This is a genomic window from Gordonia paraffinivorans NBRC 108238, from assembly GCF_000344155.1.
Lineage (GTDB): Bacteria > Actinomycetota > Actinomycetes > Mycobacteriales > Mycobacteriaceae > Gordonia > Gordonia paraffinivorans.
Genome location: NZ_BAOQ01000006.1, coordinates 61,873 through 82,671, shown reverse-complemented (window position 1 = coordinate 82,671; position 20,799 = coordinate 61,873). Strand labels below are relative to the sequence as shown.

Sequence of the window (20,799 nt, the reverse complement as noted above, 5' to 3'; positions counted from 1 at the left end):
ACTGCGGCCGTCGGGCGAGTGCTGCCGGCGACCTCGGTCGCGCGGCCTCTAGCAGGGAGCGGAGTGGACGGCCTTCACCAACGCCGGATCAGCTCCCGTGTCCGGGTTGGTGGGATCCGCCGAGCGCAACGCCTCGAGGGCGGCCTGTGCGTCCTGGGAGAGTTCGCCGCTCGAGTGGTGGACTCCGAGGGCGACGTCGACCACGGTGCCGCGACGGTCGTCCTCGACGAGCTCCGCGCACGGGAACGCCAGCCACGCGGCCGCGGCGGCGGCCCGACCGGACGGTCCGAATCGGATCTGGCCGACGCAGTTGAGGTCCTGGTTCTGGTAGATCGTGTCGTCGGCGTACGGCGTGTCGGGCGCGGGGGTGAAGCCATGTGCCGCGAGATCCTCCGACACCGACCGGGCGGCGCCGCGTTCGCCGGATGCGTTGAGGACGCGCACCTGGAAGGACGGCAGCGGCGCCGGGGCGACGTCGAGCATCTCGTCTCGCGGCACCCGCGTCAGGGTGGGCGGGGCGGGCTGCGGTGTGCCCGCGTCCGCGGTCTCGGTCACCGACGGCGGGCTGGGCTGGTTGCACGCGGTGGGCACCGACGCGTCGCCGTCGGAGGTGAGGACGACCGACCAGACGATCACACCGAGGACCAGTAGGACGGCGACGGTGATCGCGGCCGGCGCGTACCTGCGGCGCTTGTAGGGGCGGCCCTGTTCGTCGGTCGGGTAGCCGGTCGTGATTTTCGAGACCACCTGGACTGACTCCTCACTGGCGCTGCGAACCGGGCTGATGCCGGGGCGGACGGACCGGCCGGGCCGTTCCCCGCACGATCCGCCGATCACTCTAGAGGTTCCGTCGCGGGAGGCGGGCATGCCTCGCCGGTCGACGCGCGCCGGGCCGCGAGCACTCGGTCCCACCAGCGTGGGACGACCGTTTTCGGACCTATTCGTGTCGGCGTATTGACGATGGCGGGGGCGTGGTCTATTCTTCGGGCGCCCGCGCTTCCAGCATTGGGGTGCAGCCGATATCTAACCGTGACGGAAGTCACACAATACGCCGGTCCGCCGGGAACGAATTCCGCCCGATCGGACGTTGTCAGTGACCCACCGGCAAGACAATCCCGGCGGAGTCGTGCGCAACCCTGGGTCACGGCCACAAGCCGCGGCCGAGAGCGCCCCCTCACACTCTCAGACAAGAAGGCACACAATGGCTACTGATTACGACGCGCCACGACGCACGGAGACCGAGGACCTCAGCGAAGACTCTCTCGAGGAGCTGAAGGCCCGCCGCAGCGAGGCGCAGGCCGCGGCGGTCGACGTCGACGAGTCCGACACCGCCGAATCCTTCGAGCTCCCCGGCGCCGACCTCTCCGGCGAGGAGCTGTCGGTGCGGGTCATCCCGAAGCAGGACGACGAGTTCACCTGCAGCAGCTGTTTTCTCGTCTACCACCGCAGTCGGCTGGCCGAGGAGAACGGCAACCAGCTGATCTGCGTCGACTGCGCCTGATCGACCGGACCGACGACGAGGGGCCTGCGCCACGCGGCGCGGCCCCTTTTTGTCGTCTTCGGGTCTGGTCGTCCTCGGGTCGTCTGTCGGCAGGGGAGCGGGAGCGCCGCTTCACATGCCAGATCTCGGTCGGGACCGGAGCCGGCTAGGCCCGCGGTTCCGGCCGGTCGGCGGCGGCGTCGGACAGGCCGAGCGCCTCGAGGACCTTCTCCGGGTGGCGCGTGGACACCAGCCAGTACGGCGTGGGGTCGTCCGGGTCGTCGAGGACGAGCAACACCATGGTCTTCACCCAGAAGCGGTGCACGAGATAGGCGGCCGGGTCCAGCTGGCGCCCGAGGGCCGCCGACTTCGCGCTCGGCGGGACGGTCGCCCCGCGGGCGATGACCGAGCGGGGGAGCCGGGCGCGGTGCGCGTGCAGCTCGCCGTCGGCGGTCACCCGGATGCGGGTGCGGCTCATGGAGATCAGGAGCATGACCGCGATGAACGCGGTGGCGACGTAGCCGATGATGCTCCACTTGCTGCCGTGCGCCAACAGCTGGATCTCGTAGCCGACGACCCCGGTCACGACCACTGCGGCCAACCACCACCACCAGGGGACGACCAGTCGTTCGTCGTAGAGGTCGGCGCCGCCGTTGCTGTCTGGATGAGGTGCGCTCACTCGCGTCAGCGTAGTCTGCGTGCGTGACCTCAGATCTCCCCCCTCTGCCGCCCATCGCGGTACGACGCCTCGACCCCGATCTGCCGTTGCCGACCCGCGCCCATCCCGGGGACGCGGGAGTCGATCTGTGTTCGGCGATCGACCTCGAACTCCCCGCCGGCCGCCGGCAGCTCGTCGGCACCGGCATCGCGATCGCGCTGCCGCACGGCACCGTCGGGCTCATCCATCCGCGCTCCGGGCTGGCGGCCCGCGCCGGCCTGTCGATCGTCAACACGCCGGGAACCATCGACGCCGGATACCGCGGCGAGATCAAGGTGTGCCTGATCAACCTCGACCCCGAGCAGTCGATCACCATCTCCCGCGGGGATCGGATCGCGCAGCTGATCGTGCAGCGCGTCGAGCTCCCGGAGTTCGTGGAGGTCGACGAACTCGACGAGACGAGCCGCGGCGAGGGCGGCTACGGCTCGAGCGGCGGACACGCCATCCTGGGTTGAGATCGCATGACGGAGGTCGCCGGGCACACGTCGATTAATGTTCATGACGTGATGCCGGCGACGAGGAGTAGGCGATGACGAACAACACCTCCGACGGGCTGCGGGTCGGCGAGGCTCGCGGTCCCTACGACATCGATGCTCTGGAGACCGATCCCCGGGAGCTGGAGAACTCGCATCTCGACCTGGGGTCGGTCCTCGTCCCGGTCGTCGAGGGCGGCCAGGTCACCGTCGAGATGTCGGAGGACCACCAGCCCCAGAACGTCTATCTCGTCACCCCGATCGGTCGGATCTCGGTGAGCGCTTTCGCCGCCCCCAAGACCCCGGGACTGTGGCGGGAGGTGGTGCGCGAGCTCGCCGAGTCGCTGCGCGACAGCGGGGCCGCCACCAGCGTCGAGGACGGTCACTGGGGACGCGAGGTGGTCGCCGAGGCCGACGGCGCGACCCATCGTTTCATCGGCGTCGACGGTCCGCGCTGGCTCGTTCGGTGCGTGGGCAGCGGGCCCACCGAGGCCGCGGACGACCTCGCCCGCCTCAGCCGGGCCGTGCTCGCCGAGACCGTGGTGCGTCGCGGCTCCGAGCCCTACCCGCCGCGCGACCCGCTGCCGATCGTCCTGCCGCCGGTGCTCGCCGATCAGGTCGCCGCAGCCCGGCAACAGATGTTCGGCGACCAGGAGGGACAGCCCGCCGAGGCCACGGGACAGGTGCCGCAGGCACCCGAGACCGGCGGCGCGCCCGCCCAGGCGGCGGGCGCCACCGTGCTCGGCGACGATGCCTCAGGTGCCGTCGGTGACACCGGAGCGCCTGCGGCCGCCGACCCCGCCGCCGACGAGGAGCCGCCGCTGCCGCCGTCGTCGGGTTCGGCGATGCAGCGGTTCTTCCGCCGTCGGTGACCCGTCCGGGTGCGGACCCCGGCGAGTGTCAACCGGCGAGCGGCTATGAGCCCCTGAGACCCCGGTAGGCCGCCGCGCAACTGTCGCCCAGCAGGGCGGGCTCGCGGCCCCAGCCCTCGAGGGTCACCTCGACGAGCGCCGCTCGCGGTGCCGCGTCACGCCATGCACGCGCCACGGCGAGCGGATGGATCGGGTCGTCGTCGGCCGCCACGATCGCCAGGGGCACCTCGAGGGTCGCGATCCGCCCGAGAGTGGGTGCCGTGTACGACGCCGCTTCGCGGAGCTGGCCGACGAGCGCGGGGTACAGGCGTCGCCACGACCGCGACAACTCCGCGGCGAGCCAGTCGGGGCTGCCGGCCGCCATCGCCGCGATCGTCGCCTCGAGCCCATCGGCCTCGAGGGCGTCGGCGGTGGCGCGTGCGCTTGCCGCCGCGAGCGCGGCGTCGGCAGCGCCGCTCCAGGCCGGCAGTGCGGCGAACACCCCGGCGCATCCTGCGCCGCCTGCCCGCAGTGCCCAGTCCACGGCGATCGCCGCGCCGATCGACACCCCGCCGACCAGAATCCGGCCGTGCTCGGCGGCGGCGCGTTCCAGCCCCGCCACGTGACCTGCGATCAGCGACGCCGTCGGTTCGAGGGCGATGAGGTCGACCCCCAGCGAGCGTGCGGCCGGTCCGAACGCCCGGGTGACGTGATCGGCGTCGGAACCGGTTCCGGGAATCGCCACGAGTGCCGCGGGCTCGGGCGGCCTTCCGGTCGGGGCGTCGGTGATCGGCACGCGACGATCATGCCCTAGGGTGTCCTCCGGACCGGGCCGGAGGTGTCCTCCGGACGGGGTCAGAGGGGCTCCGCCCGTCGGGGGCCGGGGCCCGGCCGTCGACATTGTCACCGGCCGACACCGGGTCTACGCTGGCGGGAGTCACCGATCATGTGTTCGGTGGCGCCGGCACCGCCCGCGTGGGTCACGGTGCCGTCCGAAACACCTGGGAGGTTGGGATGCCCACAGCCGGCTATCTCAAGCGACTGACCCGTCGGCTGACCGAGGACCTCGGGGACGTCGACGCCGAGCGCATCGCCGAGGAATCCAAGGCGACCGGCGCTCAACGCGCGTCGGATTGCGCGCGCGGCGACGAGGTCACCATGCACGGTGAGCTCCGCGCGGTCGAGACCTGCTCCCGCGCCGCGAAGGCGGGGGTGAAGGCGGAGTTCTTCGACGGGACCGACGTCGTGCTGCTGAAGTGGCTGGGCCGTAACCGGATCGCCGGACTCGAACCCGGCCGCAAGCTGACCGTGCGGGGCCGCGTCGCCGTCCAGGACGGCCACAAGGTGATCTTCAACCCGTACTACGAATTGCAGGGCACCGACGAGTGACCTTCGATCCCGGGACCGACGAGTCCCAGCAACGCCCCCTCCACGACGAGAACGGGCCTGTGACGAGCGGACCCGAGCCCGCGCCGGACACCGAGCCGGAGGTGCCGGCGCCCACGGTTCTCGAACAGATGGGCGGCGTCTCCGGGCTGGTCTACTCCACCATCCCGGTGGTGGTGTTCGTGCCCGTCAACTCCTTCTTCGGCCTGCGGGCCGCCATCATCGCCGCGCTGGTGGTCGGCGTCGGGATCTTCGCGGTGCGGCTGCTGCGCCGCGAGCGCCTCACCCCGGCGCTGTCGGGTCTGCTGGGCGTCGCGATCTGCGTGTTCATCGCCCACCGTGTCGGTGACGCGAAGGGGTACTTCCTGTTCGGGATCTGGACCACCCTCGCCTACGCGATCCTGTTCGCCGGGTCCATCCTCGTCCGGTGGCCGCTGATCGGCGTGGCCTGGCACCTCGTCAACGGCGAGGGGACCGCATGGCGCCGCCATCGGCCGACCTTGCGCGCCTACGACATCGCGACCGCGCTGTGGGCGCTGGTCTTCCTCGCGCGCTATCTCACCCAGTCCGAGTTGTACGACGCCGGCGCGACCGGATGGCTCGCGGTCACCCGCATCGCGATGGGGTGGCCGCTGACGGCGCTCGTCGTGCTCGCGACGATCCTGCTCGTCCGCCGCGCCGTCCGCGAGGAACACTCCGTCGAGGCCTGAGCGGCGCTCGACCGGGTTCAGCGCGCGATCTTCATCGCCTCGTAGAGCGCGCCCTCGGCCTCCTCGGGCGCGATGAAGATCAGTTCGTCGTCGCCCTCGATCGGGTCGTCGGACTGCGGCACGATGACCCGTCCGCCCCGCAGGATCGTCACCAGCGCGACATCGTGGGGGAGTTCGAGCCTGCGCACCGGCTTGCCGGCCAGCGGGGTGTTCGACGGGAGCGTGAGCTCCACCAGGTTGGCCTGGCCCTGACGGAACGTCATCAGGCGGACCAGGTCGCCGACCGACACCGCCTCCTCCACCAGCGAGGCGAGCAGCCGCGGCGTGGACACCGCGACGTCGACTCCCCAGTCCTCCCCGAACAACCATTCGTTGCGGGGGTCGTTGACCCGGGCCACCACGCGGTTCACGGCGAACTCGGTCTTGGCCAGCAGGCTGACGACGAGGTTGGCCTTGTCGTCGCCGGTGGCGGCGATCATCACGTCGAAGGTCTGCAGCTGCGCCTCCTCCAGACGCGACAGCTCGCAGGCGTCGGCGAGGATCCACGACGCGCCCGGCACCGAGTCCGGGTCGATGTGGTCGGCCTTGCGCTCGAACAGCGTGACCTCGTGGGCGTTGGTCAGCAACTCACGGGCGATCGAACGCCCGACCGCGCCGGCCCCGGCGATGGCGACCTTCACGACTCCTCCTGCCAGAACGGTTTCGCGGCGACCTCGCGCGCGTACTTCAGGTTGTCGAGCAGGACGGCGCCGTAGACGACGTCGTCCTGCTGCAGGACGGTCTTGGCGTCGGGGAGGATCGGCCGCCCGACCCGGTTGAGGAACGCCACCCGGGCGCCGGTCACCTCCTGGAACCGGGTGACCGTCACGCCGATCCACGACTCGTCGACGTCGATCTGCGCGATCGCGAGCCCGCCGGAGGGATCGCGCCACTCCGTCGTGGCGGTCTCGCCGAGGGCGGTCACGAAACGCTCGGTGGTCCAGGGCACGGTGGCGACGGTGGGGATGCCGAGACGCTCGTAGACCTCGGCGCGCTTGGCGTCGTAGATGCGGGCGACCACACGCTCGACGTCGAAGGTCTCGCGCGCGACACGGGCGGAGATGATGTTGGAATTGTCACCGGAACTCACCGCGGCGAAGGCGTCGGCATGCTCGATGCCGGCCTTGACGAGGATGTCCCGGTCGAATCCGACGCCGACGATGGTGCGTCCGGCGAACCCGGAGCCCAGCCGGGCGAAGGCGGAGGGGTCGCGGTCGATGATCGCGACGTCGTGTCCGCGCTTCTGCATCGCCATGGCGAGCGACGAGCCGACGCGCCCGCAACCCATGATGACTACCTGCACGACATTCCTCTCGTGACGCGGCTCGGGTGCCGCGAGTCGAACCTACCCGCCGTGAGGCGGAGGCTCTAGGGTTGCCTGGTGTCCACCCTCACCAAGGTGTCGAAGCGACTGCTGCTCGGCAGACCGTTCCGCAGCGACAAGCTGGGCCACACGCTTCTCCCCAAACGGATAGCCCTACCCGTCTTCGCATCCGACGCGATCAGCTCGGTGGCCTACGCGCCGCAGGAGATCTTCCTCGTCCTGTCGGTGGCGGGCCTGTCCGCGCTGGCGTTCACCCCGTGGGTGGCCGTCGCGGTCGCGGTGGTGCTCGCGGTCGTGGTCGCCGCCTACCGCCAGAACGTGCACGCCTACCCGTCGGGTGGCGGCGACTACGAGGTCGTCACCCTGAACCTGGGGCCGAACGCGGGCCTCACCGTCGGCAGCGCCCTGCTCGTCGACTACGTGCTGACCGTGGCCGTCTCGGTGACCGCAGCCGCGGAGAACATCGGGTCGGCGGTCGGCTTCGTCGACGACCACAAGGTCTGGTTCTGCGTCGGCGCGATCGTCGTCCTCGCGGCGATCAACCTGCGCGGCATCAAGGAGTCCGGGGCGCTGCTCGCACTGCCGACCTACGCGTTCATCATCGGCGTGTTCGCCATGCTCGTCTGGGGGTTCACCGAGATCTTCGTCCTGGGGGAGGAGGTTCGTTCGGAGACAGCCGATTTCGGGATCCGAGCCGACGACGGTGACCTGACCGGCCTGGCCCTGGTGTTCATCGTCGCCCGGTCGTTCTCCTCCGGGTGCGTGGCGCTGACGGGCGTGGAGACGATCAGCAACGGCGTCCCGGCGTTCCGGAAACCGAAGTCGCGCAACGCGGCGACGACACTGGTGATGGTCGGAGCGCTGTCGATCACACTGCTGCTGGGTATCGTGGTCCTCGCGCAGGAGATCGGCGCGAAGTACGTGATGGACCCGGCCGCCGACCTCGTCGGCGCACCGGACGGCTACCAGCAGAAGTCGATGATCGCCCAGATCGCGCGGGCGGTGTTCGACTCCTTCCCCGCGGGCTTCTACCTCGTCGTGATGGTCACCGCCCTGATCTTGATGCTGGCGGCCAACACCGCCTTCAACGGGTTCCCGGTCCTCGGTTCGGTTCTCGCGCAGGATCGCTACCTGCCGCGGCAGCTGCACACGCGCGGCGACCGCCTGGCGTTCAGCAACGGCATCCTGTTCCTGTCGGTGGCCGCGATCGTCTTCGTGGTGGCCTTCGACGCGCAGGTGACCACTCTGATCCAGCTCTACATCGTCGGGGTGTTCGTGTCCTTCACGCTCGGCCAGCTGGGCATGGTGCGTCACTGGTCCCGGCTGTTGCGCACCGAATCCGATCCGAGCGCCCGCCGTCGGATGATCCAGTCGCGGATCGTGAACTCGATCGCCTTCCTGCTGACCGGGACCGTGCTGGTCGTCGTGCTGGCCACCAAGCTCACCTCCGGCGCCTGGATCGCGGTGCTCGCGATGGTGGCGCTGTTCGTGCTGATGAAGCTGATCCACCGCCATTACGCCAGCGTCCAGCACGAGCTGGAGCTGGCCGAGGCCGAGGACGAGGGCGTGCTGCCGAGCCGGACCCACTCCATCGTGCTGGTGTCGAGCCTGCACATGGCCTCCAAACGCGCCCTGCGGTACGCGCGGGCGACCAGGCCCGACGTGCTGGAGGCGATCACGGTCAACGTCGACGACCGCGACACCCGAAAGCTGGTCGGCGAGTGGGAGGCCAGCGACATCACGGTTCCGCTCAAGGTCATCGCCTCGCCGTACCGGGAGATCACCCGCCCGGTCATCGACTACGTGCGGCGCGTGCGGCGCGAACACCCGCGCGACGTCGTCACCGTGTTCATCCCGGAGTACGTCGTCGGTCACTGGTGGGAGCAGATCCTGCACAACCAGTCCGCCCTGCGGCTCAAGGGGCGCCTGTTGTTCGAGCCGGGCGTGATGGTGACGTCGGTGCCGTGGCAGCTCAGCTCGTCCGACCGGCGCAAGGACACCAAGCGGTACATGGCGCCGGGCGTGACGCGCCGTGCGCTCGGGGAGACGGAGGAGCGCCGATGAGCGCGGACACGACTGCACGAAGGATCGAGGTCGCCGTCGACCGGCCGGCGAACGGCGGGGAGGCGGTCGGTCGGGCCGACGGCCGGGTGGTGTTCGTGCGCGGCGCGATCCCCGGCGAGCGGGTCGTCGCCGAGGTCACCGACGACCGCCACGACTCGTACTGGCGGGCCGACGCGGTCGAGATCCTCGAACCGTCGCCGCACCGCGTGCCGACGCCGTGTCCGGCCGCGGCCGCCGGTGCCGGCTGCTGCGACCTCGGGCACATCGACCCCGACCACGGGCGGAACCTGAAACAGGCCGTCCTGCTCGACGTGCTGGCCCGCGTCGGCCATCTCGACGAGGCCTCGGTCTCCCACACCGAGCTCGCCGGTCGCGGGGTGGGCCGGTTGCCCGGCCCCGACACCGGCTGGCGGGTGCGGACCCGCCTCGCCGTCGACGGGACCGGTCGCGCCGGACAGCGTGCGTTCCGCGGCGCCGGGGTCGTCCACGAGGCGTGCGTGCAACCCGCGCCGGGAATGGTCGACGACCTCGCCGCCCGCCGCTTCACCCCGCACGCCGAGCTCGCGGTGGTCCTCGACACCGACGGCGTCCGCCACATCACCGAACTCGCCCCGGTCACCGAGGTGCGCCGGGGAGACCCGCGGCGTCGCGCCCAGAAGAACCGGCAGCGTCGCACCGGACGCCGCGCGCAGACGGTCGTCGAGGGCGACGCCGCCGCCGTGCGCCGTGTCGGCGGACGCGAGTGGCAGATCCCCGTCACGGGTTTCTGGCAGGCCCACCGCGCCGCCCCGCAGACCTACGCCGACACCGTCGTCGGGTTCGCGCGGGAACACCTCGACGCCGCTCCGCGGATCGCGTGGGACCTCTACGGCGGCGCGGGGGTGTTCGCCGGAGCCCTGCTCGACGCCGACGGGTTCGGCGGGCTGGAACAGGTGCACGTCGTCGACTCCGATGCCGGGGCGCTCGCCGCGGCCGACCAGACCTTCGCCGGCGATCCGGTGACCACCCATCGCGGCGAGGTGGCCGCCTGCCTGGCCGCCCTCGAGGCCACGCCCGACATCGTCGTCCTGGACCCGCCGCGGACCGGTGCGGGGGAGAAGGTGATCGGCGCGATCGCCGCGGCGCAACCGGCCGTCGTGGTCCACGTCGGGTGCGACGCAGCGCGATTCGCGCGTGATCTCGGTCTCTTCGCGCGGGCCGGCTACCGGATCGCCGGGATACGGGCCTTCGACGCGTTTCCGCTGACACACCACGTGGAGGCGGTCGCGTGCCTGGTCCGGGGTCGGTGACCGCCCCGGCCGGGGTGCGTCCGGGGCGGCGGAGGGCCATCCGCGACGCGGGACGGGTCCGAATGCTTCCGTAGACTGACGGGTTATGAACCGGGGGATCGACCCCGCCGGTTTCGGACCGGGATTCCACCCGGGTGCGTCACGCGATGGAGGAAACGATGGGTGTGCTCGACCGGATCAACTCGCCGGCCGATCTCCGGTCCCTGTCGGAGACGGAGATGAAGACCCTGGCCGCCGAGATCCGGGCCTTCCTGATCGAGAAGGTGGCGGCGACCGGCGGGCACCTCGGGCCCAACCTCGGCGTCGTCGAGCTCACGCTGGGCATCCACCGCATCTTCGACTCGCCGCACGACCCGATCATCTTCGACACCGGGCACCAGTGCTACGTCCACAAGATCGTCACCGGACGCAAGGACGGCTTCGACCACCTGCGCCAGCGCGGCGGCCTCACCGGGTACCAGGAGCGGGCCGAGTCCGAGCACGACTGGGTGGAGTCCTCCCACGCGTCGGCGGCGCTGTCCTACGCCGACGGTCTGGCGAAGTCCTTCGAGCTGACCGGCCAGGGCGACCGCACCGTGGTCGCGGTGGTCGGCGACGGCGCCCTCACCGGCGGCATGTGCTGGGAGGCGATCAACAACATCGCCGCCGCCAACCGCCCGATCGTCATCGTCGTCAACGACAACGGCCGCTCCTACGCCCCGACCATCGGCGGACTCGCGCGTCACCTCTCCGGTCTGCGCCTGCAGCCCGGATACGAGCGGTTCCTCGACGAGAGCCGCCGCGTGGTCAAGCAGGTCCCGGTGGTCGGCGAGCCCGCCTACGCAGTCCTGCACGGCATGAAGAGCGGCCTCAAGGACCTGCTGAGCCCGCAGGCGATGTTCACCGATCTCGGCCTGAAGTACGTCGGCCCGGTCGACGGGCACGACATCGGTGCGGTCGAGACGGCGCTGCGCAACGCCCACGACTACGGCGGCCCGGTCATCGTGCACACCGTCACCAGAAAGGGGATGGGGTACGCGCACGCCGAGAACCACGAGGCCGACCAGATGCATGCCACCGGCATCATCGACCCGGTGACCGGCCGGCCGACCAGCGTGGCGCCGCAGGACTGGACCTCGATCTTCTCCGCGGCACTGCTCGAGGCGGGCGCGAACCGTCCCGACGTCGTCGCCATCACTGCGGCCATGCCCGGCCCGACGGGTCTCACCCCGTTCTGCGAACGCTACCCCGACCGCTTCTTCGACGTCGGCATCGCCGAGCAGCACGCCATGACGTCGGCCGCCGGCCTCGCCCTCGGCGGCCTGCACCCGGTCGTCGCGATCTACTCGACCTTCCTCAACCGCGCCTTCGACCAGCTGCTGATGGACGTCGCGCTGCTCGAGCAGCCGGTCACGCTGGTGCTCGACCGCTCCGGCATCACCGGCCCCGACGGCCCCAGCCACCACGGCATGTGGGACCTGTCGCTGATGTCCATGGTCCCGGGGCTGCGCGTCGCCGCGCCCCGTGACGCGGTGCGCCTGCGTGAGGAGTTCGACGAGGCGCTCGCCGTCGACGACGGTCCCACCGCGTTGCGCTTCTCCAAGGGCGCGGTGCCCGAGGACATCCGGGCCGTCGAACGGCTCGACGACGGGGTGGACGTGCTGCATCGCGCCGACCGCCAGGCCGGTCCGGCCGGCGGCGACGTGCTCATCGTCGCGGTCGGCGCGTTCTGCGCGCTGGCCGTCGACACCGCCGAACGCCTGGCGCAGCAGGGGATCGACGCGACCGTCGTCGACCCCCGCTGGGTCCTGCCCGTCCCGGCCTCGGTGGTCGAGGTGGCCCGCAACCATCGTCTCGTCGTCACGCTCGAGGACGGCTGCGTCAACGGCGGCGTCGGTTCGGCGGTCGCCGGGGCGCTGTCGGCGGCCGAGGTGACCGTCCCGGTCCAGATCAAGGGCATCCCGCAGGAGTTCATCCCGCACGCCTCGCGCGGCGAGATCCTCTCGGACCTCGGGCTCACCGCCCAGGACCTCGCCCGCTCGATCACCGCGACGGTCGCGGGCATGCATGCCACGCCCGGCATGGGGGCCGAGGACGCATCCGACCGGAGCGCGGTCGAGACGCCCGCCGAGGCGCCGGTCGAGGCACCGGGTCAGGACTGACGGTTCTCCGGCCGCAGCGCGGACCGGATGCGGCGACCCGGACCGACGGCCCGGGCCTGCTCCGTGCGGAAGTCAGTGCAGCGCGGCCAGATTCGAGATCGACCGGTGCACGTCGGACTCGAGGACCTTGGCGACGAGTCGGCCGACCGGCCCGTTGAGCAGACCCCCGGAGATGTCGGCCGACAGGTCGAAGCGTGATCCGTCGGCGATGTCGTCGACCTTCATCGCCAGGTCGATGTGCACGCCGCCGCGACCCTTTCCGGACAGCGCGATGAGCCTCGGCTCGTCGTAGTCGGTGATGGTCCAGTGGATGACGTTGCGGAATCCCTTGACCTTGATCAGCGACGAGATCGTCGTCCCCTCGCCGAGCGTCTCGGGCACGGGGGACTTCCAGCCGCCGAAGATCGTCATCCACTCGTCGAAGCGCGACAGGTCGCTGGCGAGGGCCCACGCCTCGGCGGGCTCGAGGTCGGAGTCGATGCCGACGGAGACTGTGGCCACGGGGTTTCTCCCTGTTCTCTCGGGTGATCGGGGTTCTGTCGCGTCTCGTACCCAGAACCCCGCCCGGTTACTCGGAAGAGTCCGTCGCCCCGTACGTCCCGTCGGTCGTCCCGGCGCCCTCCGTAGCCCCGTCCAGTGCCTCTGCCAGGGCTTCCGCGGTGAGCGAGCGCTGCCATGAGCGGGCACCCGCGGCCGCGAGGTGCGCGTCGACCGCCTCGACGGTGACCGGCCCGGAGATGCCGTCCCAGGCCAGCTGCCGGACGAGGTCGGGCGCCAGGAGGTTCTCCACCGGCAGGTTGTTCTCCTCGGCGATCTCCTTCAGTGCCGGGCGGATCCGCTGCATCCGCGCGGCGGCCTCGGGGTTGCGCTGCTCCCACCGGTTCACCGGGGGCAGGCCGGATCCACCGGTCTTCTTGGAGGGCAGCTCGCTCTCGGGGAGCTCGCGGGCGCGCTTGAGCGCGTTGAGCCAGATCCCGGCCTGACGCCGTTGCCGCGGGCCGCCGAACACCGGGAGCCGGGTCAGCTCGGCACTCGTCTTGGGGTCGGCGGTCGCGGCGTTGACGATCGCGGCATCGGGCAGCACCCGGCCCGGGGCGATGTCGCGTCGCTCGGCCAATTGCTCACGGGCGGTCCACAACTCACGTACCGCGGCGAGCGCGCGCGCCGACTTCACCGTGTGGATGTTCGAGGTCTTGCGCCAGCGGTCGGTCCGCGGCGGGGCCGGCGGGCGCGACAGGATGTAGGCGAACTCCTCGCGGGCCCAACGATCCTTGCCGGCCTCGACGAGCGCGGCGTCCATCGCGTCGCGCAGCTCGACCAGTACCTCGACGTCGAGGGCGGCGTAGTTGAGCCAGTCGTCGGGAAGCGGGCGGCGCGACCAGTCGGCGGCCCCGTGCCCCTTCACCAGGCCGAGGCCGAGGAACTGGGCGACCATCGCCGCGAGGTTGACCTTGCTGAGCCCGAGGAGGCGTCCGGCGAGTTCGGTGTCGTAGAGCTCGACGCAGACGAAACCGAGTTCGCGGAGGCAGGGGAGATCCTGGTCGGCGGCGTGCAGGACCCATTCGGGGCCGCGCAGTGCCTCGATGACCGGCGCCAGCGCGTCGGGGTCGGCGATCGGGTCGAGCAGGAAGCTGCCCGCTCCGCGGCGCTTGATCTGGATGAGATAGGCGCGCTGCGAATACCGGTACCCGGACGCCCGCTCGGTGTCGACGGCGATGGGGCCCTCGCCGGCGGCGAGCGCGTCTGCGGCGTCGGCGAACTCCTCGGCCGTCGACAACACCGGCGGCACCCCGTCGGCCGGGGTGAGCAGCGGTTCGACCTCCGGGTCGTCGGGCGTCGGCTCCCCGGGGGTGTTCACCGCGCTCACGTGGTGGTGCCCAGCTGGGTCACGCCTGCCGGCGGGAGTCCGGCGGCGGAGGCCAGCACGTCGCAGAACGCCTCGAGGTGGCCGTCGAGGCCCTGGGAGGACAACGCGGTCCAGCTGGCGCGCACCTCGAGCTGGTGGGCGCGCGGCGGCCCGGCGATGTCGCCGTAACGGACGGAGGTGGTCGAGGTGACGGTGCCGCCGAGGGCGGTGACCGCGACCCGGCTCGACGATCCCTCCGGCGTGGCGCTCTCGCCGACCGGGACGCCGAGCGCGTCCGACAGCCAGCTCCACGCGACCTCGGGCAGCAGCGGGTCCATGGCCAGCGCGGCCTCGACCTCGGCCTGCAGGTAGGCGACGAGGCGGATCGTGCCGTTCCAGGCGTCCTGCCCGGCTGGATCGTAGAGCAGGATGAGGCGGCCGAAGGCCGAACCCTGGGAATCGGTGGGGACGATGTCGGCGTCGTCGGGCGGGCGTACCTCGGCGCCCACGGCGTAGCTGTACGGTGCGAGGCGCTGCGGCGGGCGGATGGGTCCGACCTCGATCTCACGGCGGACCCGGGCAGCGTGCAGCGACTCCACCGCAGCGCGGAAATCAGCAGGCTCGTCCGGAGCTCCCGAAGAAGTCACCGTTCGACCGTAGGTGTGTATCGCCTGGCTGCGGCGGAGGCGCGCCGATCCGAGGCCCCAGTGGTGGGGACGCAGGAGTGGAATCGGACGATTCGGGCCGGAGTCGGACGGGTCGGGGCGGCTCTCACCGCCGAACATGGCAGAGTGATCGGTGATGTCGAACGCAACTGGTACCCGGGTTCATCGGTCGCACCTGCCGCTCGTCGCGGCCGCCACGGGTGGGACCCCGTCACGCCGACCGGTGTGGTTCATGCGGCAGGCCGGTCGGTCGTTGCCGGAGTACCGCGCCATCCGCGCGAACCACGGCATGCTCGAGTCGTGCTTCGATCCGGAGCTCGTCTGCGAGATCACCATGCAGCCGGTCCGCCGCCATGACGTCGACGCGGCGATCCTGTTCTCCGACATCGTCGTCCCGCTCAAGGCCGCGGGCATCGACCTCGACATCGTCGCGGGCACCGGCCCGGTGATCGCCGAACCGGTCCGCACCCCCGCCGACGTCGACCGCATCCCGCGCCTGGAGCCGGCCGCGGTGGGCGCCATCGCCCACGGCGTGCGCCTGCTGCTCGAACAGCTCGACGACGCGGCGCTGATCGGTTTCGCCGGAGCGCCGTTCACCCTCGCGTCGTACCTCATCGAGGGCGGTCCGAGCCGCAACTACGAGCGCACCAAGGCGATGATGCACGGCGACCCGCAGACGTGGTCGAAGCTGATGGGCCGCCTGGCCGACATCACCATCGCGTTCCTGCAGGTGCAGCTCGACGCCGGCGTCGACGCCATCCAGCTGTTCGACTCCTGGGCGGGCATGCTGTCGGCCGCCGACTACGAAACCTACGTCGCCCCGCACAGCACCCGCGTGCTGGCCGAGATCGCCCACTACGGCGTCCCCCGAATCCACTTCGGCGTCGGCACAGGCGAGTTGCTCGCTCCGATGGCCCACGCGGGCGCCGACGTCATCGGCGTCGACTGGCGCGTCCCGCTCGACGAGGCGGCCCGCCGGGTCGGCCCCGGCAAGGCCGTGCAGGGCAACCTCGACCCGACCCTGCTCTTCGCGGGCCCGGAGGTCGTCGAGCGCGAGGTCCGCCGCGTCGTCGCCGACGGCGAGCGCGCGATCGCGGCCGGCGCCGTCGGCCACATCTTCAACCTCGGCCACGGCGTCCTGCCCGCCACCGACCCCGACGTGCTCACCCGCGTCGTCGAACTGGTCCACAGCATCTGATGTCCGGCGGGGTGCGCATCGCGGTCGTCGGCGCAGGCGTCTCCGGCCTCACGGCCGCCTACCGTCTGCGACAGCACCTGGGCGCCGCTGCGCGCATCGACGTCCTGGAGGCCTCCGACCGGATCGGCGGCATCCTACACACCGCCACCGTCGGTGGACTGTCGGTCGACGTGGGTGCCGAGGCGTTCATCGTCCGTCGGCCCGAGGCGCTCGGTCTGGTGACCGAGTTGGGGTTGGCCGATCGGGTGGTGTCGCCCACCGGACGCCGCCCCGCGGTGTGGTCGGGCGACCGCCTGCATCCGCTGCCCGCACCCGCGCTGATGGGCATCCCCGCCGCGCCCGAGGCCGTCGCCGGCCTCGTCGAGCCCGCCGACCTCGACCTGGTCCGCACCGAGCCCCAGCGTGCCCTGACCTGGGACACCTCGGCCGACCCGACCGTCGGCGAGCTGGTCGCCGACCGTTTCGGCGAGTCGGTGGTCGCCCGCAGCGTCGACCCGATGCTCGGCGGCGTGTACTCCAGCCTGGCCGGCGACATCGGCCTGCGCGAGGCGCTGCCCGCACTCGCGGCGAGGCTCGACGCCGGCGCGACGAGTCTCACCGAGGCGGTCAACGCGCTCATCACCGCAGCCACGGGCTCCGGTCCGGTCTTCGGCACGCTCGTCGGCGGCTACCGCGTGCTGCTCGACGCGCTCGTCGCGGCCGCCGGGGTCGAACCCGAGATCGGTTGCGCCGTCACCGGACTCGAGCGCGCCGCGACCGGCTGGCGCCTCGCGACCGGGGACGGGGGAGAGCGCGATTACGACGGCGTGATCCTCGCGATCCCGGCCTGGGACGCGGCGCGGACGCTCGGTGCCGCCGAGCCTGATCTGGCCGGCCGCCTCGCCGCGGTGCAGGGCGCCTCGTCGGTGGTGGTCTCGATCGCACTCGAACCCGGCACGCGGCTTCCCGAACACTCCGGCGTGCTCGTGGCGACGGGGGAGGGCCTGCGCGCCAAGGCCTTCACGCTCAGCTCGCAGAAGTGGGGACATCTCTCGCACGACGACGCGCTGGTCTCGGTGCGCGCGTCGTTCGGCCGGTTCGGCGCGCCGGTGCCGGATGCGGACACCGAACCCGGCGTCGACGACAGGTTGCGCACCGAGGCGCTCGCCGACCTCGACCGGGTCTGCGGTGCCGCCGGCGTGGAACCGGTGTCCTCGCGGGTCGTCGACACCTACGTCCAGCGGTGGACCGACGGCCTGCCCGTCTACCGATCGGGGCATCTGGCCGCGATGGAGGAGGCGCTCGGCGCCCGCCCGCGCCGCCTCGCCCTGGCCGGGTCGTCGTACAGCGGCGTCGGTGTCCCGGCGTGCATCGCGCAGGCCGGACGTGCCGGGTCGGCGCTGCTCGCCGACCTCGCGTGAGCCCGACCTGACTGCATCGGCCGGCGGGTGCGGTGGCACGATGTGAGCATGGCCCGCTTGGATTATGCAGAACTCAACTCCACGATCCGCTACGTCATGTTCTCGGTGTTCGCCGTGCGCCCCGGCGAACTCGGTGACGACCGTGACCAGGTGAAATCGGATGCCGCCGACTTCTTCAAGTCCCTCGAGGACTCCGGCGTGGTGGTTCGCGGCGTCTACGACGTCTCGGGCCTGCGCGCCGACGCCGACTTCATGATCTGGTGGCACGCGGCCGAGGTCGAGGCGATCCAGGCCGCCTACCAGCGCTTCCGTCGCGAGACGCTGCTCGGTCGTGCCGCCGACGCGGTCTGGTCCAACGTTGCGCTGCACCGGCCGGCGGAGTTCAACAAGAGCCACATCCCGGCCTTCCTCGCCGGCGAGGAGCCCGGCAACTACGTCTGCGTGTACCCGTTCGTCCGGTCCTACGACTGGTACCTGCTGCCCGACGAGGAGCGTCGCAAGATGCTCGCCGACCACGGCATGGCCGCCCGCGAGTACAAGGACGTCCGTGCCAACACCGTGGCGTCGTTCGCGCTCGGCGACTACGAGTGGCTGCTGGCTTTCGAGGCGCCGGAGCTGCATCGCATCGTCGACCTCATGCGCGACCTGCGGGCCACCGAGGCGCGTCGCCACGTCCGCGAGGAGACCCCGTTCTTCACCGGCCCCCGCGTCGAGGTGTCGGCGCTGATCGACGCGCTGCCCTGATCGGTCCGGGTGGCCCGGGTTTCTGATTCGTCACGCATGCGGCGGTCGTCGAATCGCTGACCGATTCCGTTCTCGCTCATCCGAACCGGTTGAGCGAGAACGGATGTCGTGACCGTTGCTCATCTCGGCGCCGATCGGCGCGCGGCTTCGGCGTGTGTTTCCCGTTGTGGCACAGTTGACTTGGTCAATCGTTCGTATTGTCCGACATGACTGACTCTGTTAATTGTAGAGGCCGCCGGCGCGGTCTCGGGTGAGACGGCGTCAGGCAGAGGCGACGCCGACGACGGTCCGATCGGCGAGCACGAGGTGAGCATCCCGCAGCCCGACGACGACCCCAAGGATTCGGGCAGCCCCGGCGGCGTGGACACCCCGCCGAAGGACGAGAAGGACCCGGACAAGCTCAAGGAAGAGCAGGCGCAGAAGGAACGCGAAGAGCGCGCGAAGGCCGAGAAGGAAAAGGCCGAACAGGCCGAGAAAGAGAAGGCCGAGAAGGAAAAGGCCGAACGAGAGAAGCAGGAACAGGCCGACAAGGAGAAGGAACAGAACCAGCCGTAGGTCCGGCGGCCGCCTCGAAGGCCTCCGAGCGAGTGGCGTTCCCGCACGGGATGCGCTCGCCCGGAGGCCTTCTCGCGTCTACTCGGCCGGTTCGAGTCGAAGGCTGATCGAGTTGATGCAGTAGCGCAGGTCGGTGGGAGTGCCGTAGCCCTCGCCGGCGAACACGTGGCCGAGGTGGCTCTTGCAGTTGGCGCACAGCACCTCGACGCGCTTCATGCCCAGCGAGTTGTCCTCGCGCTCGATGATCCGGTCGCCGGCCAGCGGGGAGAAGAACGACGGCCAGCCGCAGTGCGAGTCGAACTTCGTCTCGCTGCGGAACAGTTCGGCGTCGCAGGCCCGACAGCGGTACACGCCGACGGTCTTGGTGTCGGTGTACTCGCCGGTGAACGGCGCCTCGGTGCCCGCCTGGCGCAGTACCCGGTACTCCGCGGGGGTGAGGCGCTTGCGCCACTCTTCCTCGGAGAGGTTCGCGAGGTCCTCGGGCGTGGTGGTGTCGGTGTCGGGCTTGCTGTCGGTCATGAGACCACGGTAGCGCGGAGCGCGGCGGCTGCTCGGCAGGTGCTGGACGACGCTGCGGCCGACCGCCCGGTGGCGCGCAGCGGTGGCCCTACTTCGACAGCGACAGCGAGGCGTCGTCGGTGTTCCGGGGCTCGGCCGCCGGACGGGCGGTCGTCGGGGCCGGCCGCAACTGCCCGTCGGCGACGCCGTCGGCGCGCATGTCCAACCACCGGAACAGCAGCGAGCAGAAGACCGCGATCATCAGCAGCGACCAGCCGTAGGTCACCTTGTTGTACTCGACCATCCAACCGAACGAGGTCCAGCGTTCGGAGTAGAAGCTGTCGAAGGTCATGCAGCCGTAGACGCCGAGCCAGGCCGGCCAGTTGCGCATCGCCGATCCCGGCAGCAGCACGGTCATGAGCAGCGGGAACAGCAGCATCGAGTAGTAGCCCTGGCCCAGCGACCCGACGAGGAAGGTCGTGCACAGGAGCACGCCCGACGACGTCGTCATCCACAGCAGCTCGTTGGTGGTGCGGTAGTAGCGGTAGAGGAACCACAGCGAGAACGCGGCCATCGCGACGAAGGCGATGCGCAGCAGCAGGATGAGCCACGGGTCGACGCCGAAGTAGGCGCCGTTGCCGGCGATCGAGCTGTTGTAGTAGTCGCGGGCCTCACCGAGGTAGGGGACGGTCCGGGCGATGAAGTCCTCGGCGTCGACCGACAGCGGCCACGCGACCGCGGTCAGCACCAGTGGGACGATGATCGCGAACGCGAAGACCCGCCACTGCCGGTTGAGCAGGGGGAGCAGCATCAGCGGCGCGAGCACGGGCTTCACCGCCAGCGTGAGTCCCATCGGCACGCCGGCCCACCAATCGTGGCGCGACCGCATCAGCATCAGGAACGCGAGCATGCCCAGCAGCACGAACGAGTTGAAGTTCGTGAAGATGAGCGTGTGGGAGACCGACTCGGTGAAGAAGAACACGAACAGCACCGTCGGCATCACCCACGAGTTCAGCCGGTACCCGAACATCCGGGTGAGCAGGTACGCGCAGATCAGCAGTGCCACGACGCTGACCGCGATGAACGCCCACCGGGCACGTTCGTAGTCGATGACCGCCACCGGCGACATCAGCAGGGTGCCGGAGGGCGGGTACAGGTAATGCGGGTCGACGGTGTCGTAGTTCTCGCCGTAGACGGGCAGGTTGTTGAGGAAGTTGTAGGCCGCGGCGTACACCGGCTTGAAGTCGTCGGTGCGGTCGCCGTTCACACCCAGGAACACCGAACGGTGCACGACCATCAGCAGACTGACCGGCCACAGGATCATCGGGATGATCCGCTGCGCACTCATCTGGGGATAGAGGTACCTGTCGAGATTGGCCACCCGCGCACCGTACTACGAGTCGCCTCACGCGCTGGGT

Annotated in this window: 22 protein-coding genes; 12 read left to right on the top strand and 10 right to left on the bottom strand. The window is 70.9% G+C overall.

Annotated elements, in window-relative coordinates:
• Positions 1-48: 48 nt before the first annotated feature.
• The gene (gene cei, locus GP2_RS03850; protein ID WP_006899157.1) at positions 49-747 is read right to left on the bottom strand and encodes an envelope integrity protein Cei; all 699 of its coding nucleotides are present in this window, start codon (positions 745-747) and stop codon (positions 49-51) included.
• Between the two features lie 454 nt (positions 748-1,201).
• Here cei and GP2_RS03845 point away from each other — a divergent pair, with 454 nt between their 5' ends.
• Complete coding sequence (locus GP2_RS03845) at positions 1,202-1,501, top strand: DUF4193 domain-containing protein (protein WP_006899156.1); 300 nt, start codon at positions 1,202-1,204, stop codon at positions 1,499-1,501.
• Between the two features lie 145 nt (positions 1,502-1,646).
• Here the strand turns inward: GP2_RS03845 and GP2_RS03840 are convergent, their stop codons facing one another.
• Entirely contained in the window at positions 1,647-2,159 is a 513-nt protein-coding gene (locus tag GP2_RS03840) for a DUF3093 domain-containing protein (RefSeq protein WP_006899155.1), read from the bottom strand.
• A 23-nt stretch (positions 2,160-2,182) separates the two neighbouring features.
• Here GP2_RS03840 and dut point away from each other — a divergent pair, with 23 nt between their 5' ends.
• Both dut and GP2_RS03830 read left to right on the top strand, forming a co-directional pair.
• On the top strand, positions 2,183-2,653 hold the full coding sequence (dut, locus tag GP2_RS03835) for a dUTP diphosphatase (RefSeq protein ID WP_006899154.1): 471 nt from the start codon (positions 2,183-2,185) through the stop codon (positions 2,651-2,653).
• A gap of 74 nt (positions 2,654-2,727) precedes the next feature.
• The gene (locus tag GP2_RS03830; RefSeq protein WP_006899153.1) at positions 2,728-3,543 is read left to right on the top strand and encodes a DUF3710 domain-containing protein; all 816 of its coding nucleotides are present in this window, start codon (positions 2,728-2,730) and stop codon (positions 3,541-3,543) included.
• A 43-nt stretch (positions 3,544-3,586) separates the two neighbouring features.
• On the opposite strand, the gene GP2_RS03825 is transcribed toward GP2_RS03830, so the two are convergent.
• Positions 3,587-4,318, bottom strand: coding sequence for an alpha/beta fold hydrolase (locus GP2_RS03825; protein ID WP_006899152.1), 732 nt, complete (start codon positions 4,316-4,318; stop codon positions 3,587-3,589).
• Between the two features lie 218 nt (positions 4,319-4,536).
• Between GP2_RS03825 and GP2_RS03820 the strand changes: the two genes are divergently transcribed.
• Together GP2_RS03820 and GP2_RS03815 are read left to right on the top strand one after the other, a co-directional pair.
• The gene (locus GP2_RS03820; RefSeq protein WP_006899151.1) at positions 4,537-4,911 is read left to right on the top strand and encodes an OB-fold nucleic acid binding domain-containing protein; all 375 of its coding nucleotides are present in this window, start codon (positions 4,537-4,539) and stop codon (positions 4,909-4,911) included.
• Positions 4,912-5,039: 128 nt separating this feature from the next.
• A complete protein-coding gene (locus tag GP2_RS03815; RefSeq protein ID WP_083900186.1) occupies positions 5,040-5,618 on the top strand; it encodes a DUF3159 domain-containing protein in 579 nt (192 codons plus the stop codon).
• 17 nt (positions 5,619-5,635) lie between these two features.
• Here GP2_RS03815 and GP2_RS03810 read toward each other — a convergent pair whose 3' ends face one another.
• Both GP2_RS03810 and GP2_RS03805 read right to left on the bottom strand, forming a co-directional pair.
• On the bottom strand, positions 5,636-6,298 hold the full coding sequence (locus tag GP2_RS03810; protein WP_006899148.1) for a potassium channel family protein: 663 nt from the start codon (positions 6,296-6,298) through the stop codon (positions 5,636-5,638).
• Positions 6,295-6,960 (bottom strand): potassium channel family protein, encoded by a 666-nt coding sequence (locus tag GP2_RS03805; protein WP_006899147.1) that lies wholly within the window; start codon positions 6,958-6,960, stop codon positions 6,295-6,297. The genes GP2_RS03810 and GP2_RS03805 overlap by 4 nt, the downstream gene beginning before the upstream one ends.
• Before the next feature lie 78 nt (positions 6,961-7,038).
• Between GP2_RS03805 and GP2_RS03800 the strand changes: the two genes are divergently transcribed.
• The 3 genes from GP2_RS03800 (at position 7,039) to dxs (ending at position 12,475) form a co-directional block, all read left to right on the top strand.
• A complete protein-coding gene (locus GP2_RS03800; protein WP_006899146.1) occupies positions 7,039-9,045 on the top strand; it encodes an APC family permease in 2,007 nt (668 codons plus the stop codon).
• A complete protein-coding gene (locus tag GP2_RS03795) occupies positions 9,042-10,334 on the top strand; it encodes a class I SAM-dependent RNA methyltransferase (RefSeq protein WP_006899145.1) in 1,293 nt (430 codons plus the stop codon). Before GP2_RS03800 ends, GP2_RS03795 begins: the two co-directional genes overlap by 4 nt.
• A gap of 158 nt (positions 10,335-10,492) precedes the next feature.
• Positions 10,493-12,475, top strand: a complete 1,983-nt coding sequence (gene dxs, locus GP2_RS03790) for a 1-deoxy-D-xylulose-5-phosphate synthase (protein ID WP_006899144.1) — start codon at positions 10,493-10,495, stop codon at positions 12,473-12,475.
• Between the two features lie 72 nt (positions 12,476-12,547).
• Here dxs and GP2_RS03785 read toward each other — a convergent pair whose 3' ends face one another.
• From GP2_RS03785 to GP2_RS03775, 3 genes are all read right to left on the bottom strand, one after another.
• On the bottom strand, positions 12,548-12,976 hold the full coding sequence (locus GP2_RS03785; RefSeq protein ID WP_006899143.1) for a type II toxin-antitoxin system Rv0910 family toxin: 429 nt from the start codon (positions 12,974-12,976) through the stop codon (positions 12,548-12,550).
• Between the two features lie 67 nt (positions 12,977-13,043).
• On the bottom strand, positions 13,044-14,333 hold the full coding sequence (locus tag GP2_RS03780; RefSeq protein ID WP_006899142.1) for an HRDC domain-containing protein: 1,290 nt from the start codon (positions 14,331-14,333) through the stop codon (positions 13,044-13,046).
• Positions 14,334-14,338: 5 nt separating this feature from the next.
• Positions 14,339-14,968 carry a DUF3000 domain-containing protein gene (locus tag GP2_RS03775; protein WP_006899141.1) on the bottom strand — a complete coding sequence of 210 codons (630 nt, stop codon included), beginning with the start codon at positions 14,966-14,968 and terminating at the stop codon, positions 14,339-14,341.
• 154 nt (positions 14,969-15,122) lie between these two features.
• Between GP2_RS03775 and hemE the strand changes: the two genes are divergently transcribed.
• The 4 genes from hemE (at position 15,123) to GP2_RS03755 (ending at position 18,883) form a co-directional block, all read left to right on the top strand.
• Positions 15,123-16,184, top strand: coding sequence for a uroporphyrinogen decarboxylase (hemE, locus tag GP2_RS03770; protein ID WP_083900182.1), 1,062 nt, complete (start codon positions 15,123-15,125; stop codon positions 16,182-16,184).
• A complete protein-coding gene (gene hemG, locus GP2_RS03765) occupies positions 16,184-17,584 on the top strand; it encodes a protoporphyrinogen oxidase (protein ID WP_006899139.1) in 1,401 nt (466 codons plus the stop codon). The genes hemE and hemG overlap by 1 nt, the downstream gene beginning before the upstream one ends.
• 48 nt (positions 17,585-17,632) lie before the next feature.
• A complete protein-coding gene (gene hemQ / locus GP2_RS03760) occupies positions 17,633-18,328 on the top strand; it encodes a hydrogen peroxide-dependent heme synthase (protein WP_006899138.1) in 696 nt (231 codons plus the stop codon).
• 306 nt (positions 18,329-18,634) lie between these two features.
• Complete coding sequence (locus GP2_RS03755) at positions 18,635-18,883, top strand: hypothetical protein (protein WP_006899137.1); 249 nt, start codon at positions 18,635-18,637, stop codon at positions 18,881-18,883.
• Between the two features lie 78 nt (positions 18,884-18,961).
• On the opposite strand, the gene msrB is transcribed toward GP2_RS03755, so the two are convergent.
• Together msrB and GP2_RS03745 are read right to left on the bottom strand one after the other, a co-directional pair.
• Complete coding sequence (gene msrB / locus GP2_RS03750; RefSeq protein WP_006899136.1) at positions 18,962-19,402, bottom strand: peptide-methionine (R)-S-oxide reductase MsrB; 441 nt, start codon at positions 19,400-19,402, stop codon at positions 18,962-18,964.
• 88 nt (positions 19,403-19,490) lie between these two features.
• A complete protein-coding gene (locus tag GP2_RS03745) occupies positions 19,491-20,762 on the bottom strand; it encodes a glycosyltransferase family 87 protein (RefSeq protein WP_006899135.1) in 1,272 nt (423 codons plus the stop codon).
• Positions 20,763-20,799: the final 37 nt, after the last annotated feature.